At 72.1% G+C, this 13,883-nt stretch carries 15 protein-coding genes; 6 read left to right on the top strand and 9 right to left on the bottom strand.

All coding sequences use genetic code 11. The annotated features are described in order from the left end of the window. Positions 1-128: 128 nt before the first annotated feature. From ACR5MH_RS20955 to ACR5MH_RS20940, 4 genes are all read right to left on the bottom strand, one after another. A complete protein-coding gene (locus ACR5MH_RS20955) occupies positions 129-722 on the bottom strand; it encodes a hypothetical protein (protein WP_431348943.1) in 594 nt (197 codons plus the stop codon). Positions 723-891: 169 nt separating this feature from the next. Next, complete coding sequence (locus tag ACR5MH_RS20950) at positions 892-2,121, bottom strand: S1C family serine protease (protein WP_431348942.1); 1,230 nt, start codon at positions 2,119-2,121, stop codon at positions 892-894. A 244-nt stretch (positions 2,122-2,365) separates the two neighbouring features. Next, the gene (locus ACR5MH_RS20945) at positions 2,366-3,643 is read right to left on the bottom strand and encodes a chloride channel protein (protein ID WP_433862117.1); all 1,278 of its coding nucleotides are present in this window, start codon (positions 3,641-3,643) and stop codon (positions 2,366-2,368) included. Positions 3,644-3,687: 44 nt separating this feature from the next. Further along, on the bottom strand, positions 3,688-4,311 hold the full coding sequence (locus ACR5MH_RS20940) for a DUF4232 domain-containing protein (protein ID WP_431348939.1): 624 nt from the start codon (positions 4,309-4,311) through the stop codon (positions 3,688-3,690). An 81-nt stretch (positions 4,312-4,392) separates the two neighbouring features. On the opposite strand from ACR5MH_RS20940, the gene ACR5MH_RS20935 reads away from it, so the two are divergent. Beyond that, the gene (locus ACR5MH_RS20935) at positions 4,393-5,490 is read left to right on the top strand and encodes a calcium:proton antiporter (RefSeq protein ID WP_431348938.1); all 1,098 of its coding nucleotides are present in this window, start codon (positions 4,393-4,395) and stop codon (positions 5,488-5,490) included. 12 nt (positions 5,491-5,502) lie between these two features. On the opposite strand, the gene ACR5MH_RS20930 is transcribed toward ACR5MH_RS20935, so the two are convergent. Further along, positions 5,503-6,099 carry a TetR/AcrR family transcriptional regulator gene (locus tag ACR5MH_RS20930; RefSeq protein WP_431348937.1) on the bottom strand — a complete coding sequence of 199 codons (597 nt, stop codon included), beginning with the start codon at positions 6,097-6,099 and terminating at the stop codon, positions 5,503-5,505. 87 nt (positions 6,100-6,186) lie between these two features. Here ACR5MH_RS20930 and ACR5MH_RS20925 point away from each other — a divergent pair, with 87 nt between their 5' ends. Continuing rightward, entirely contained in the window at positions 6,187-6,891 is a 705-nt protein-coding gene (locus ACR5MH_RS20925) for an SDR family oxidoreductase (RefSeq protein WP_431348936.1), read from the top strand. Here the strand turns inward: ACR5MH_RS20925 and ACR5MH_RS20920 are convergent. Next, positions 6,870-7,805 (bottom strand): aldose 1-epimerase family protein, encoded by a 936-nt coding sequence (locus ACR5MH_RS20920; protein ID WP_431348935.1) that lies wholly within the window; start codon positions 7,803-7,805, stop codon positions 6,870-6,872. The genes ACR5MH_RS20925 and ACR5MH_RS20920 overlap by 22 nt on opposite strands. 15 nt (positions 7,806-7,820) lie before the next feature. After that, positions 7,821-8,606: a DeoR/GlpR family DNA-binding transcription regulator gene (locus tag ACR5MH_RS20915; RefSeq protein ID WP_431348934.1), complete on the bottom strand. Its 786-nt coding sequence runs from the start codon at positions 8,604-8,606 to the stop codon at positions 7,821-7,823. Between the two features lie 82 nt (positions 8,607-8,688). Between ACR5MH_RS20915 and galT the strand changes: the two genes are divergently transcribed. From galT to ACR5MH_RS20895, 4 genes are read left to right on the top strand one after another with little or no spacing between them, the layout of a single operon-like run. After that, positions 8,689-9,891 (top strand): galactose-1-phosphate uridylyltransferase, encoded by a 1,203-nt coding sequence (gene galT / locus ACR5MH_RS20910; RefSeq protein WP_431348933.1) that lies wholly within the window; start codon positions 8,689-8,691, stop codon positions 9,889-9,891. Beyond that, on the top strand, positions 9,888-11,048 hold the full coding sequence (gene galK / locus ACR5MH_RS20905; RefSeq protein ID WP_431348932.1) for a galactokinase: 1,161 nt from the start codon (positions 9,888-9,890) through the stop codon (positions 11,046-11,048). The genes galT and galK overlap by 4 nt, the downstream gene beginning before the upstream one ends. Before the next feature lie 43 nt (positions 11,049-11,091). Then, positions 11,092-11,880, top strand: a complete 789-nt coding sequence (locus tag ACR5MH_RS20900) for an MBL fold metallo-hydrolase (RefSeq protein WP_431348931.1) — start codon at positions 11,092-11,094, stop codon at positions 11,878-11,880. 25 nt (positions 11,881-11,905) lie between these two features. Continuing rightward, on the top strand, positions 11,906-12,418 hold the full coding sequence (locus ACR5MH_RS20895; protein WP_433862116.1) for a gamma carbonic anhydrase family protein: 513 nt from the start codon (positions 11,906-11,908) through the stop codon (positions 12,416-12,418). A 17-nt stretch (positions 12,419-12,435) separates the two neighbouring features. Here the strand turns inward: ACR5MH_RS20895 and ACR5MH_RS20890 are convergent, their stop codons facing one another. Both ACR5MH_RS20890 and ACR5MH_RS20885 read right to left on the bottom strand, forming a co-directional pair. Continuing rightward, the gene (locus ACR5MH_RS20890) at positions 12,436-12,966 is read right to left on the bottom strand and encodes a YbaK/EbsC family protein (RefSeq protein ID WP_431349477.1); all 531 of its coding nucleotides are present in this window, start codon (positions 12,964-12,966) and stop codon (positions 12,436-12,438) included. A 14-nt stretch (positions 12,967-12,980) separates the two neighbouring features. After that, positions 12,981-13,862 carry a bifunctional methylenetetrahydrofolate dehydrogenase/methenyltetrahydrofolate cyclohydrolase gene (locus tag ACR5MH_RS20885; protein ID WP_431348930.1) on the bottom strand — a complete coding sequence of 294 codons (882 nt, stop codon included), beginning with the start codon at positions 13,860-13,862 and terminating at the stop codon, positions 12,981-12,983. Positions 13,863-13,883: the final 21 nt, after the last annotated feature.

The following is a 13,883-nucleotide window of genomic DNA, read 5'->3' as shown; positions in this document are numbered from 1 at the left end:
CCCCGCGACGAGCGCCACGCTTCGTAGCCTCATCACCCCCGCGCGCGCAGCATCCGCGTCCGCCCGGGAGGCGGAGCCTCCCGTGAGCTGACAACGGCGGCTGGCAACCGGGCGCGTCACCCGTCGGGCTACGGCCGCCCGTGGCCTCCGCCCGCGTGGGAGGAGCCGCCCTCGTTCTGCGAGCCGCCGTGCGCCGCGTGCGCCGACGATCCGTCAGGTCCGTCCGATCCGTCCGATCCGTCCGTTTCGGTCGGCTCGGGCGTGGGCGCCGCCGTGGGCTGGTGACCGGCGGAGTGCCCCGGCGCGACGATCGTGGCGCAGTACGCGCCGATCGAACCGGCACCGCCGGCCGCCTTCTCCAGCGATGCGAACGCGACCGATGTCGCGGCGAGGCCGCCGTGCTCGTAGGCGGTGCACAAACCGTGCGCCGCCGGTCCCGACGCGTCCGGCCCGACCGGGACGGCGGTGGACGTCGGGTCCTGCGTCGGCGTCGGCGTCGCCGTGTCCGTCGCCGAGTCGGTCGGTTCGACGGTGGGAGGCGCCGTCGGGTCCGCTGTCGGGGCGGCGGTCGGCGCTCCGATGAGCGCGTGAGCCTCGTCCTGGAGGCCGGAGGGGAGCGCGTCCGCATAGGCGGCCGCCGCCGTCCCGCCGAGGGTGATGGTCCCGAGCGCGACGAGCCCGATGGCGAGCTTGTGGCCGGCGATGACGGAGATGAACGACATCCGGGTCTTCCTTACTTTCGTGTGGTGGACGGACGCCGTGCGGGCCCTCATCTCTCTTAATCGGTCGGACGACCCGAAAGGTTACGCACAGGTTCGATTCCGCCAGAACGACGTGCGCGTGACACGACGAAGGCCCCGGGTACGAAGCCCGGGGCCTTGGTCCCGTCGCCTACGCGACCGGCCCCTGCGCCAGGGTCACCTGCGCCGTGTGCGGTGAGCCGGAGGCGTCGGTCCAGGCGATCGTCGCGCTGTCGCCCGGGTGGAGGGCGGCGAGCGCGCCCGTGAGGGCCTGCGCCGAGTCGATCGTCGTTCCATTCACCGCCGTGATGGTGTCGCCGGCGGCGAGGCCCGCAGACTCGGCGGGGCCGCCGGAGACGACACCGGAGAGGGTGGCGCCGGCGCCCGAGCCGGTCGCGGTGCCGGAAGACCCGAAGGAGCCATCGCCGTAGCCGCTGCCGGACGCCGTGCTGTCGCTGGACGCGACCTCGACGCCCAGGAATGCCGGGTAGCCGATCGTCACCGTGGACGACGCCTGGCCGGAGGTGATCTCGCCCGCGATGGTGAGCGCGTTCTGGATCGGGATGGCGTAGCCGGCGGTCGTCGTGCCGCCTTGCGCGGCGGCGGTGTCGATGCCGATCACCTGGTCGGAGGAGTTGAACAGGGGACCGCCGGAGTCGCCGGCCTGGATGTCGGCGTCGGTCTGGATCAGGCCGTTCAAGGTCTCGGAGACGGCCGTCTGCTCGGCCTGGGTGGTGATGGTCTGATCCAGCGCCGTCACCGTCCCGGGCGAGGCGGACGGGGTGCCGCCCGCGCCGCCGGCGTTGCCGACGCCGGTGACCGCGTCGCCGACGGCGGCGTCTCCCGAGGTGTCCAGGTTCGCGGTGCTGAGACCGGAGGCGTTCCCGAGCTGGAGGACGGCGATGTCGTCGGTGGCGTCGGTGCCGACCACTTTCGCGGTGTACTGGGCGCCGGTCGAGACGACGGTGACGCTGATGCTGGTCGCGTCCTCCACGACGTGGTTGTTGGTGAGGATCTCGCCGTCGGAGGTCAGCACGAGTCCGGTTCCGGCGCTCTCCGCCTGGGCGTAGGTGAGCTGGGACGTGATGTCGACCACGCCGACTTCCTCGGCGGCGGTGGCGCTCGCGAGGGCGGAGGAGCCGGTGGAGGCCGACGAGCCCGAGGAGGATCCCGAACGCGGGCCGCCAGAGCTTCCACTGCTCCCGTTCCCGTATCCGTACCCGCCCGAGCCGAACCCGTTGCGGCTCAGCGTGTTGTGGACGCTGATGGACGCGGTGGAGGCGGTCGCAGAGGCGGACCCGGCGGTGTAGGCCAGTGCCCCGAGCCCGAACGCGGAACCCACGGCGACGGTCGCGGCGACCGCGGTGGACACCCCGATCATCAGCCGGCGCCGGCTTCTCGGCGCCCCGGTCGGTGCGGCGGCGGCCTGCGCCGCGCCCTGCTCTGGTGCTGCGGGGGAACTCCCTCGACCTCGTCCATGACTGTGGTCCTCTCGACTTCAGGCTTGATGTCGAAAGCACACCGCATGCGAGTGGGAGGCCGTGATGCGCAGGTTTTGACTACGCCGGGAGAAAACTAGAGATTCCTATGAATCGGGTCACGGGAGGGTCACGCCGCCGAACGGCTCAGGCCACCCCGGTGAACCGCCCCCGCTCCAGCACGTACCCCACCGCCACAGCCCCCGCGATGCACAGCATGATCGGCGCCAGCATGTCCGGGCCCTGGTTGGTGAACTCCATCACGAGGAGCAGTGCCGTCAACGGCGCGCGCATCGTCACCGCCAGGAAGGCCGCCGCGCCCAGCAGCGCGAACGCCGCGACCGGCTCTCCGGGCCAGACCAGCTCCCACACACCGCCGAGCGTCAGGCCGAGGCCCGCGCCGATCGCGAACGACGGGGTCAGGGTGCCCCCGGCGGCGCCCGCGCCGATGGTGCCGACGGTCGCCGCCGTCTTGGCCACGGTGGTCAGCAGGATGACGACGACCGGCAGCGTCGCCGTCAGCGCGAGCTGGCCGAGCGAGCGGCCGTTGCCGAGGATCGCGGGCAGCCAGAGCGACACCACGCCGACGGCGGCGAAGACCAGCGGCATCACGATGAGGATGCCCCACGACTGAGGCCGGTGATTCTGGGCGAATCGGGTCAGCCGCACGAAGCCGACGGCCGCGAAGCCGATGATCGGGCCCGCGAGGATCGCCCACACCACGATCTGCGGTCGCAGCGGGATCTGGTGCACGAGGTAGAGCGGATTGGCGGGCACCACCAGCCGGGCGACGAGCGCCCCGATCGCGGAGGTTGCGAGGGCCGGCAGCACCGTCGCGAAGCTGATCTCCGCCAGAAGGATCTCGACGGCGAACACCGCGCCGCCGAACGGGACGTTGTAGACGGCGGCGAGACCCGCGCCCGCGCCGCACGCGACCAGGATGCGGCGCTCGCGGGCGCTCACGCCGGCGCGCTCGGACAGCCACGACGCCCACCAGGCCGCGATCTCGCGCGGCGCGACCTCCCTGCCGATGGAGGCGCCGAGGCCGACGATGATCACCTGGAGCGCCGCATTGAGGAGCGTGACGACGGCGGGCATCCTGCGCCCCCCGACCGCGGCCTCCACCGAGACGATGGCGCGACCGGTGCTCCGGCGTCCCCAGCGGCGCAGGAAGAACCAGCCGACCCCTCCGAGAATGCCGGCGAGCACCAGCGCGACGACGCGGTTCACCGGCGGGGCGTCGAGCAGCCCCTCGAGGAACGTCCCCTCCGAGTACCCGAACGCCAGGTGCTGGATGGTGTGCAGGCCGAGGTAGACCAGCCCGCCGCCCACCCCGGCGCCGACTCCGACGAGCGCCGTGACGACGACGAGCCTGGTCAGCCAGGCGGGCGTGGCGCGTGCGGGAACGCGTCGGGACGTGGGCACGCTCCCAGGCTACTGCCCGCCGGGAGGCGTCCCGGTCAGGCGCCTCACGGGGCTGCGAGAGCCCCGACGGTGAGGAGGTTGACCGTCGTGGCCGTGCATGCCGTGTAGGTGCCGGCCTTCACGAACAGCGACTCGGTCGAGCCGGGCGGGTACACGCGGAACCCGTCCGCCGGCTTGGGCTTGCAGTCCGCGTCGGGGTAGTTGAGAGCCTGGGTGATCTTCAGCGGCGCCTGTGCGGTGCCGCCCGGCTGGAGGACGACCGTGTCGTGCGGGGTGCTGCGGTCGAACTGCGCCGCGTTGCCGAGCTGGGTGCCGTTGCCGTCCCCCACGAACGAGACGCCGGGCCAGCCCTGCAGCGAGCACTGGGTCGACCCGTTGTTGGTGAGGACGAGGGTGACCTCCACGCTGCCCGCGGCGCCGCCTCCGCCCTTGCCGATGCTTCCGGTGAGATCGGAGGTGGCGCACTGGCCCTGGATGGGCTGGGAGGCGTTGCTCGCTGTCGGGCGCGGGGACGACGAGCCCGTGTCGGAGGTGGAGTCCGATCCGGCGGGGGACGCCGTCGGGCTCGCGCCGGCGGAGCAGCCGGCGAGGCCCCAGGCGAACGCGGCGGCGAGCGCGAGGGCGAGAGCAGGCCGAGCGATGACAGAGCGGCGCGTCGAGACGGACATGCACTATTGTCAGCACGCCGAGGCGGTCCGTCCAGCGATGACGCGCCGCCCCGGCCCGACTTGCACTGACAGTATGAAGGCATGAGAGCTCTCGGGACCTGGCTGGCACGCTACTGGACGGTCTTCGTCCCCGTCATCGGCGTCGTCGTCCTGATCGCGTTCTGGACGGTCGAGCTGGAGCCCGTCGCCGTCGCGCTGATCGCGGTCGTGCTGGCCGGGACGGTGCTGGCCGCCGTGCAGCACGCGGAGGTCGTCGCGCACCGGGTCGGGGAGCCGTTCGGGTCGCTCGTGCTCGCCGTGGCCGTGACGATCATCGAGGTGGCGCTCATCGTGACGCTGATGACCACCGGCAAGGACACCGCGACGCTCGCCCGGGACACCGTGTTCTCGGCGGTGATGATCACGATGAACGGCATCGTCGGGCTCAGCCTCCTGCTCAGCGCCAGCCGCAAGGAGACCACCACTTTCAACGCGCAGGGCAGCGGCGCCGCTCTCGGCACGGTGACGGCGATGGCCACCCTCACGATGGTGCTTCCGACCTTCACGGAGGCCACGGCCGGCCCGGAGTTCTCGCCCGGCCAGCTCACGTTCGCCGCGATCGCGTCGGTCGCGCTGTACGCGATGTTCGTGTTCACACAGACGTTCGCGCACCGCGACTTCTTCCTCCCGGTCTCCCCGAAGGGCAGGCCGCTCACGGAGGACAGCCACGCCGACGCACCGTCGACCCGCACCGCGCTGATCAGTGTGGGCCTTCTGCTGGTCGCTCTGGTCGCCGTGGTCGGGCTGGCCAAGCTGGAGTCCACCCCGATCGAGCGCGCGGTGACGGGGATCGGCCTCCCGCAGTCGTTCGTCGGTGTGATCATCGCGCTGCTGGTACTGCTCCCGGAAGGCATCGCCGCGTCGAAGGCTGCGCGCCGCAACCGGATGCAGACCAGCCTCAACCTGGCGCTCGGCTCCGCGATCGCGAGCATCGGGCTCACCATCCCGGCGATCGCGATCGCATCCATCTGGCTGCCGGGGCCGCTGCACCTGGGGCTCGGGTCGAGTCAGATCGTGCTGCTGATGCTGACGGTGGTCATCAGCATCCTGACGATCATGCCGGGGCAGGCGGCGCGCATCAAGGGCGGCATCCACCTGATCGTCTTCGCGGCGTTCATCTTCCTGTCGATCGTGCCGTGACGGTGCACACGCTCACCGGCCGGCGCTGACCGCCGCGTCGGCCACCGCCGAATCCCAGAGCGTCTCCGCGGCGAGCCGCGCGGCCACGGGCGTGCCGCCGCACAGCGCTGCACTCGCGGAGGCGCCGTCGAACAGGAGCGTGAGCTGCACGGCGAGGACGTGCGGTGACGCGATGCCCGCCGCCTCGGCCTGGCGTTCGAAGTACGCGGTCAGCTCGCTCTTGAAGTGCTGCGCCACCTGCGCGGCGGGGTGCTCGCGGTCGCGCAGCTCGGTGGCGACGTTGACGAACGGGCAGCCGAAGTAGTCGCCGGCCTCGGCGGCGCGGTGGAGGGCGTCGTAGACGTGCAGGACCCGCTCCCGCGGAGCGCGGCCGTCGTCGCCGTCGCTGAAGTACCCCGCGACCACGCGAGGGCCGTACTCGGTCAGCATGTCCGCGACGATCGCGTCCTTGCTCTCGAAGTGCTGGTAGATGGAGCGCTTGGAGACGTGCGCCTCCTGGGCGAGGCGGTCGACGCCGACCGCGTGCACACCTTCGCGGATGAAGAGCCGTGCGGCGGCGTCCAGCACGCGCTCCCGGGGCTTGGGGCGCGGGGTGGTCGTCGTGGTCATGCGTCGATTCTAGAGGCCGGGTTGCGCAAAGTAAACCGATCTGTGTACATTGCCGGAAACAGATCGGTTTACTTTTGGAGGACCACCATGACCGACATCACCGGACGCGTCGCACTCGTCACCGGCGCCAACCGCGGGCTGGGGGCGGCGTTCGTCGCCGAGCTCCTGGAGCGTGGCGCGTCGAAGGTCTACGCCGCCGCCCGCCGCCCCGAGTCGGTCGCCGTCACCGACCGGCGCGTCGTGCCGCTGGAGCTCGACGTGACCGACGTCGAGAGCATCCAGCGCGCCGCGGAGACCGCCGCGGACGTGACCGTGCTCGTCAACAACGCGGGGATCGGCGTGAACCAGTCGCTGGTGAGCGGCGACCTGGCCGACATCCACCGCGAGTTCGACACCAACTTCTGGGGCCCGGTGCTGGTGACCCGCGCCTTCGCGCCGGTCCTCGCCGCGAACGGCGGCGGCGCGATCGTGAACATGCACTCCGCACTGAGCTGGTACGCGATCGGCTCCTACAGCGCGGGCAAGGCCGCGCTGTGGTCGGCGAGCAACTCCGCCCGCGTCGAGCTCGCGCCGCAGGGCATCCAGGTGGTCGGCGTGCACGTCGGCTACGTCGACACCGACATGGCCGCGCACGCGGACGGCTACAAGGTACCGCCGGCGCAGGTCGTCGCCGAGGCGCTCGACGCCGTCGCCGCCGGAGACGCGGAGGCGATCGTCGGGGAGACGGCGCAGCAGGTGAAGGCCGTGCTGCACCAGGACGTGCGCGTCCTCTACCCCCAGCTCGCCAGGTAGGAGTCCGAGGCGAAGCCGCGCGGCCGGATCCCCCACTGCGCGGTCCAGGTCTCCCCGGGCTCCACCCAGCGCAGGCCCCGTCCGGTGTTGAGCGCGTTCGCCGGAGCCGTCATCGGCTCCACGGCGAGCGCGACCTCACCCGCCTCCTTCGTTGCGAACGCCCGGTGGGTGAACACCTGGACGTACCCGAACGACGCGTCGCCCCAGAGCGTGACCGTTCGGCCGTCCGACGCGGCGAGCACGTGCTCGGCGGGCTGTCGGAGGTCGCCGAAGCCGTCGTTGAGGTCGAGGTCGGCCACGACACCGCCCTCCGAGAGGTCGTACGGCGTGCCGGCGACCGGGGTCTCCCCGATGACGTTCAGCCGGTCGTCGGTCTCGAACCGGGTGCCGGCGTGGACGGTCAGCGTGAGCCGGCTCGCCGGGACGTCGCCGATGCGGAGGTACGGGTGCGCGCCGATGGCGACGGGCGCGCTCCGCTCGCCGCGGTTGGTCACGGCGTGGGTGACCGTCAGGCCCTCCGTGTCGAGTTCGTGCGTGACGGCGGTGTCGAGGATGAACGGGTAGCCGGCCTCCGGGTAGATCGTCGCCGCCTGGGTCACCGCCGAGTCGGAGCGTTCGACCAGCGTGTAAGGGCGGTAGCGCAGCAGGCCGTGCGACGCGTTGCCCAGCGCCGGCTCCGTGAGGGCGAGCCGCTGCGGCACGCCGCCCAGCTCCCAAACGCCGTCCTTCACCCGGTTCGGCCACGGCATGAGCACGATGCCGTCGGCCGAGGGCGGGGTGGAGTCCTCCGGGAACGGTTCGAGGATGTCCACTCCCCCGTATCGGAGGGTGCGGAGACCGGCCGCCACCTGCGTGACCGTGGCGGTCAGGTCGCCGAACTCGAGGTCGTACTGCTCTCCTGTCGGTGCGCGCATGGAGACAGCGTATTCCTAGGCGATGGTCACGGGCAGGCCCGCGGCCCGCAGCGCTCGCACCGCGCCGAGGTCCGCGGACTCACCGGTGAGGAGGCCGGCGACGTCCTCCAGCGCGGCGATCCGGCCGACGTGTGTGCGGCCGAGCTTGGAGCCGTCGGCGACGACCAGGGCACGGCCGGAGGAGGCCACCATGACGCGCTTGAGGTCGGCCTCCGGCAGGTTCACGTTCGTGATGCCGCCCGCGGGGTCGACACCTGTGCAGCCGATGAATGCGAGGTCGGCGTGCACGCGCTGCAGGAGCACGGAGGCCAGCGGCTCGACGAGCGAATGCTGCAGCGGCCGCAGCGTGCCTCCGGTGACCACAACCTGGAAGCGCGGGATCGCGCGCTCCAGTTCGAGGGCGATGGTGAGGCCGTTGGTGACGACGGTCACGTCCTCCAGGTCGTCGCGCTCGGCGAGGGCCCGTGCGATCGCGGCGGTGGTGGTGCCGACGTCGAGCAGGACGCTGCTGCCGGACTCCACCAGCGCCGCCGCGGCCGCACCGATCCGCCGCTTCTCCTCCGCGGACGACTCCAGCGCCTCCTCGAAGCTCGCCTCGCGCGTGCCGGCGCCGCGCAGCACCGCCCCGCCGTGGACGCGGCGGATGCTCTGCTGGGCGTCGAGGGCGTCGAGGTCGGAGCGCACGGTGACGTCGGAGACCTGGAACGCCTCGCTCAGCTCGGCGACGCGCACGAACCCGGTACGGCCGATGAGGTCGAGCATCCGCTCGCGGCGGAGGGCGGCGGGCAGCGGTTCGCTCATACCGGCAATGCTCCAGCGCTTGCGTTTACTTGTCAATCCGCAAGCCGATCTGTACATTTGCTTTCGGAAACGAAAGGTAAGCATGGCTGCCATCACGAAGCGCCCGCACCGCCTGTCCGACGGTCGCGACCTCATCTACTACGACGACGCGGACTCCGCACTCGACCCGGAGCGCGCACCCGACCTCCGCGAGCCCGCGCCGCGGCCGGCCACGGCGACCATGCGCCAGGACCCGCTGACCGGCGACTGGGTCTCCATCGCCGCCGCGCGGCAGAACCGCGTCATGCTCCCACCGGCCGAGCTCGACCCGCTGGCGCCGGCCACGCCGGGCAACCCGTCCGAGATCCCGAGCGTCTACGACGTCGCCGTCTTCGAGAACAAGTCGCCGTCATTCGGCCCGCTGCTGGAGGACGCGGACCAGCCCGTGGATCTCGACGACCTCTCCGCGGTCGGGCTGGAGCGCACACGTACGTCCGTTGGCCGCTGCGAGGTGGTGTGCTTCAGCCCCGCGACGACCGGCTCGTTCGGCAGCCTGACGCCCACGCGCGCGCGCACCGTCATCGAGGCCTGGGCCGACCGCACGGCGGCACTCTCGGCCCTCCCGAACGTGCGCCAGGTGTTCCCGTTCGAGAACCGCGGGGAGGCCATCGGCGTCACCCTGCACCACCCGCACGGGCAGATCTACGCCTACCCGTACATCACCCCGCGCACCAGCGCCCTCATCCGGTCGCTGGAGAGCTACGGGCCGACGCTGTTCGCCGACATCCTGGAGCGCGAGCGCGCGTCGGAACGATTCATCCTGGCCGGCGAGCACTGGACGGCGTTCGTGCCGTTCGCCGCGCGCTGGCCGATCGAGATCCACGTGCTGCCGCACCGCCACATCCCCGACCTCGCCGCCACGTCCGAAGCCGAGCGCGACGAGCTCGCCACCCTCTACCTGCGCGTGCTGCGCGGCGTGGACGCGCTCTACGACTCCCCCACGCCGTACATCGCGGCCTGGCACCAGGCGCCCGTGGACGCGCACCGCGACGACATCCGCCTCATGCTGCAGCTCACCTCGCCCCGCCGCGGCGCGGATAAGCTGAAGTTCCTGGCCGGCTCCGAGTCCGCGATGGGCGCGTGGATCGGCGACATCCCGCCCGAGCAGGCCGCCGCCGCGCTCCGGGAGGCCGTCGCCCGCGCCGACCGCGACGACCCGGTAGGCGAGCTGCCCGCCGGCATCTCGGGGCTCGTGACCGTGCCCGCCTCCCCCGCTCCCGCCCCCGAAGGAAAGAGCCCCGCATGACCGACCTGCGCACCGGCGTCCGCGACGACTTCGTCTCGATCTTCGGCCGCGAGCCCGACGGCGTCTGGTCGAGCCCCGGCCGGGTGAACCTCATCGGCGAGCACACCGACTACAACCTCGGCTTCGTGCTGCCGTTCGCGATCAACCGCCGGACCGTCGCCGCCCTCGGGCTGCGCGACGACCGCACCGTCCGGGTGGGCAGCACGTTCGCCGACGAGCTGGTGGAGATCGACCTCGACCGGCTCTCCCCCGACGCGCTCGACGGCTGGTCGGCATACCCGCTCGGCGTCGCCTGGGCGCTCGGCGAGTTCGGCGCCGACCTCGCGGCGGTTCCCGGCTTCGACCTCCTGCTCGACTCCAACGTCCCGGTCGGCGCCGGCCTGTCCTCGTCCGCCGCGATCGAGGGCGCGACCGCCCTCGCGCTCAACGACGTGTGGCGGCTGGGCCTCGACCGCCAGACGCTCGCCCGCGTCGGCCAGCGCAGCGAGAACATCGTCGTCGGCGCCCCGACCGGCATCATGGACCAGTCCGCGTCGCTGCTCGGCCAGCAGGACGCCGCGGTGTTCCTCGACTGCCGCTCGCTGGAATCGGAGATCGTGCCGCTCGGGCTCGAGCAGGCCGGACTCGCCATCCTCATCGTGGACACCGGCGTCACCCACGCGCACGCCACCGGCGGCTATGCCGAGCGGCGGGCGTCGTGCGAGGCGGGGGCCGCTGCGCTCGGCGTGGAGTCGCTGCGCGACGTGAGTGTGGACGACCTCCCGCGCGCCCGCGAGATCCTGGACGACGTGACCTTCCGCCGCGTGCGGCACGTGGTCACGGAGGATCAGCGCGTCCTCGACACGGTCCGCCTCCTCCGCGAGAGCGGCCCGACCGCGATCGGCGACCTGCTCGACGCCTCCCATGCCTCCATGCGCGACGACTTCGAGATCTCGGTCCCGGAGCTCGACCTCGCGGTGGAGACCGCGCAGGCGAACGGCGCGATCGGCGCGCGGATGACCGGAGGCGGCTTCGGCGGCTCGGCGCTCGCGCTGGTGCCGGTCGACGCGCTCAGCCGCGTGCAGGTCGCTCTCGACGGCGCCTTCGCCGAGCACGGCTTCGGCCAGCCGGAGCTGTTCACGGTGAACGCGTCGGAGGGATCGCGCCGGGAGAGCTGAACGCGTTCATCCTCCGGTCACGTCCGTTCGTCAGAATGGGACGATGAGCGCACCGGAGATCGCCTGGCTGAGTCCTGACACGGTCCAGCTCCGTCAGCCGAAGTCGTCGCACTGGGAGGCGCCGTTCCTGTTCCTGCTCTTCGGGCGGGAGCGCGCGCTGCTCATCGACACCGGAGCGACGAACGACGAGCGCGTGTTCCCGCTGCGGGCGGCGGTGGATGCGCTCACCGAGGACTGGCTGCGCCGCAATCCGGCCGTCTTCACCCGGCCGTATCCGCTCGTCGTGGCGCACAGCCACGCGCACCGCGACCACATCGCGGGTGACCCGCTGCTGGCCTCCCGGCCGGGGACGACGCCGGTCGGGACCACGCCGGCGCAGGTGATCTCGTTCTTCGGCTTCCGCTCGTGGCCGGACGAGACAGTGGAGTTCTCACTCGGGCGCCGCACGATCGACGTCATCGGCGGACCGGGGCACGAGCCGTCTGCGGTGGCGTTCTTCGACCGGGAGACCGGCATCCTGTTCACCGGCGACACCGTGCTGCCCGGGCACCTGTACGTGCGCGACCGCGCACAGTACCGGGCGACCATCGAACGGCTGATCCGGTTCCGGGACGCGCCGACCGCGCCCGTACGGGAACTGCGCGGCGCGCACGTCGAGATGTCGGACACGCCGGGCGTGATCTACCCACCGGGGACTGTCGACCAGCCGGACGAGCTGCCGCTCCCGCTGCCTCCGCGCATCCTCGACCGGGTGCTCTCGGCACTGGACGAGGCGGGGGATGCGGTGGGCGCACGGGTCGTCCGCAAGCGGTTCGTGCTGGTCAACGAGTGACCGCGTCGCCCCGTAAGGTGTGGGCATGACCCTCATCACGCTCACCGACGGCTCCACCCCCAGCGTCGCCGACGACGCGTTCGTCGCGGCCGGCGCCGTCCTCGCGGGACGCGTGCGACTGCTCGCCGGCTCCAGCGTCTGGTACAACGCTGTGCTGCGGGCGGAGGCGGAGGACATCGTGCTCGGCGAGCGCAGCAACCTCCAGGACAACGTGTCCTGCCACGTCGACCGCGGCTTCCCGCTGACCATCGGCGCGGATGTGTCGGTCGGCCACAACGCGGTGCTGCACGGCTGCATGATCGAGGACGGCGTGCTGGTCGGGATGCACGCGACGGTGCTCAACGGCGCGGTGGTCGGTGCGGGCTCCCTGCTCGCGGCCGGGACCGTCGTGCTCGAGGGCGCCGTCATCCCGCCCGGCTCACTGGTCGCCGGCGTCCCCGGCAAAGTGCGCCGAGAACTCACCGACGACGAGCGCGCCGGCATCCTCCGCAACGCCGCCGCCTACCTCACCCACGTCACCGAGCACCCCACAGCCTGAAAGCAGCCATCGCTTCCTCAGTTTCTCCCGCCGCATGACGGCGTGTCGCGGCAGAAAGTGAGGAACGGATGGCTGCGGTCAGGGGTGGGTTCGACGGGGCCGGGCTCGCCACCGGTGATGCGGACGAGTTCGTCGAACGTCGTCGGGAAGACGGTGTGCGCGTGGCCGGCGGCGGCCCACACCTCGGGGTAGCCGGCGAGCGCGATGTCGACGACCGTGCGCAGACGCTCGGGATGGCCGAGCGGGGCGACGCCGCCGATGGTCTGGCCGGTCGCCGCCTTCACCGTCTCGGCGTCGGCGCGGCGGATGCGGCCGCCGAGCCGTTCGCCGAGGAAGGCCGTGTCGACGCGGTGCGCGCCGGAGGTCATCACCAGCAGCGGCTCGCCGTCGATCGTGAAGACCAGCGAGTTGGCGATCGCGCCCACCTCCACGCCCAGTTCCGCCGCGGCCGACGCCGCAGTGGGGGTCGCAGAGTCGAACCAGCGCACGCGGGGCTCGATCCCGGCCTCCAGCAGCGCCGCCTCCACCCGCTCGACGGCCGGATGCATGCGGTCCTCGGCGGTCACGCCAACGCCCGCTCCGCGGACTCCACCACGTTCTGCAGCAGCAGCGCGCGGGTCATCGGCCCGACGCCGCCCGGGTTCGGCGAGACCCACGCGGCGACCTCGGCCACGTCTGCCGCCACGTCGCCGGCCACCTTGCTCTTGCCCGTCACCGGGTCCTCCACGCGGCTCACGCCGACGTCGAGGACGATGGCGCCCGGCTTCACGTTGTCGGCGGTCACCAGGCCGGCGACACCGGCGGCGGCGACGATCACGTCGGCGCTGCGCAGGATGCCGTCGAGGTCGACGGTGCCGGTGTGAGTGAGGGTCACCGTGGCGTTGTACTCGCGGCGGGTGAGCAGGGAGCCGATCGCGCGGCCCACGGTCACCCCGCGGCCGACGACGACGACGTGCTTGCCGTTCAGCTCGATTCCGTGCCGCAGCATGAGCTCGATGACCCCGCGCGGCGTGCACGGCAGCGGGGTCGTGATCGGCCGGTTGACGTTGAGGACCAGGCGGCCCAGGTTCGTCGGGTGGAGGCCGTCGGCGTCCTTGGCGGGGTCGACCAGCTCCAGGATCGCGTCGGTGTCGATGTGCGACGGCAACGGGAGCTGGACGATGAAGCCGGTGCAGTCGGGGTCGCCGTTCAGGTCCTCGATCACGGCCTCGAGCTCCGCCTGCGAGATCTCCGCGGGCAGGTCGCGGCGGATGGAGGCGATGCCGACCTCCGCACAGTCGCGGTGCTTGCCCGCGACGTACCACTGCGAGCCGGGGTCGTCGCCGACCAGGATCGTGCCGAGCCCCGGCACGACGCCCTGCTCGCGCAGCGCGGTCACCCGCTCTTTCAGCTCCGCCTTGATCGACGCAGCCGTAGCCTTACCGTCCAGAATCTTCGCCGTCACGCGGCCCTCCACACTCGTTGC

The sequence above is a fragment of the Streptomyces sp. L7 genome, assembly GCF_050990935.1.
GTDB lineage: Bacteria > Actinomycetota > Actinomycetes > Actinomycetales > Microbacteriaceae > Leifsonia.
This window is presented reverse-complemented; position numbering and strand designations above follow the sequence as displayed.

Bases quoted from the DNA above. Each gene is read 5' to 3' on its own strand.
- ACR5MH_RS20955 (WP_431348943.1), bottom strand. From the start codon at position 722: ATGTCGTTCATCTCCGTCATCGCCGGCCACAAGCTCGCCATCGGGCTC.
- ACR5MH_RS20950 (WP_431348942.1), bottom strand. From the start codon at position 2,121: ATGATCGGGGTGTCCACCGCGGTCGCCGCGACCGTCGCCGTGGGTTCC.
- ACR5MH_RS20940 (WP_431348939.1), bottom strand. From the start codon at position 4,311: ATGTCCGTCTCGACGCGCCGCTCTGTCATCGCTCGGCCTGCTCTCGCC.
- ACR5MH_RS20935 (WP_431348938.1), top strand. From the start codon at position 4,393: ATGAGAGCTCTCGGGACCTGGCTGGCACGCTACTGGACGGTCTTCGTC.
- ACR5MH_RS20930 (WP_431348937.1), bottom strand. From the start codon at position 6,099: ATGACCACGACGACCACCCCGCGCCCCAAGCCCCGGGAGCGCGTGCTG.
- ACR5MH_RS20925 (WP_431348936.1), top strand. From the start codon at position 6,187: ATGACCGACATCACCGGACGCGTCGCACTCGTCACCGGCGCCAACCGC.
- ACR5MH_RS20920 (WP_431348935.1), bottom strand. From the start codon at position 7,805: ATGCGCGCACCGACAGGAGAGCAGTACGACCTCGAGTTCGGCGACCTG.
- ACR5MH_RS20915 (WP_431348934.1), bottom strand. From the start codon at position 8,606: ATGAGCGAACCGCTGCCCGCCGCCCTCCGCCGCGAGCGGATGCTCGAC.
- galT (WP_431348933.1), top strand. From the start codon at position 8,689: ATGGCTGCCATCACGAAGCGCCCGCACCGCCTGTCCGACGGTCGCGAC.
- galK (WP_431348932.1), top strand. From the start codon at position 9,888: ATGACCGACCTGCGCACCGGCGTCCGCGACGACTTCGTCTCGATCTTC.
- ACR5MH_RS20900 (WP_431348931.1), top strand. From the start codon at position 11,092: ATGAGCGCACCGGAGATCGCCTGGCTGAGTCCTGACACGGTCCAGCTC.
- ACR5MH_RS20895 (WP_433862116.1), top strand. From the start codon at position 11,906: ATGACCCTCATCACGCTCACCGACGGCTCCACCCCCAGCGTCGCCGAC.
- ACR5MH_RS20890 (WP_431349477.1), bottom strand. From the start codon at position 12,966: ATGCATCCGGCCGTCGAGCGGGTGGAGGCGGCGCTGCTGGAGGCCGGG.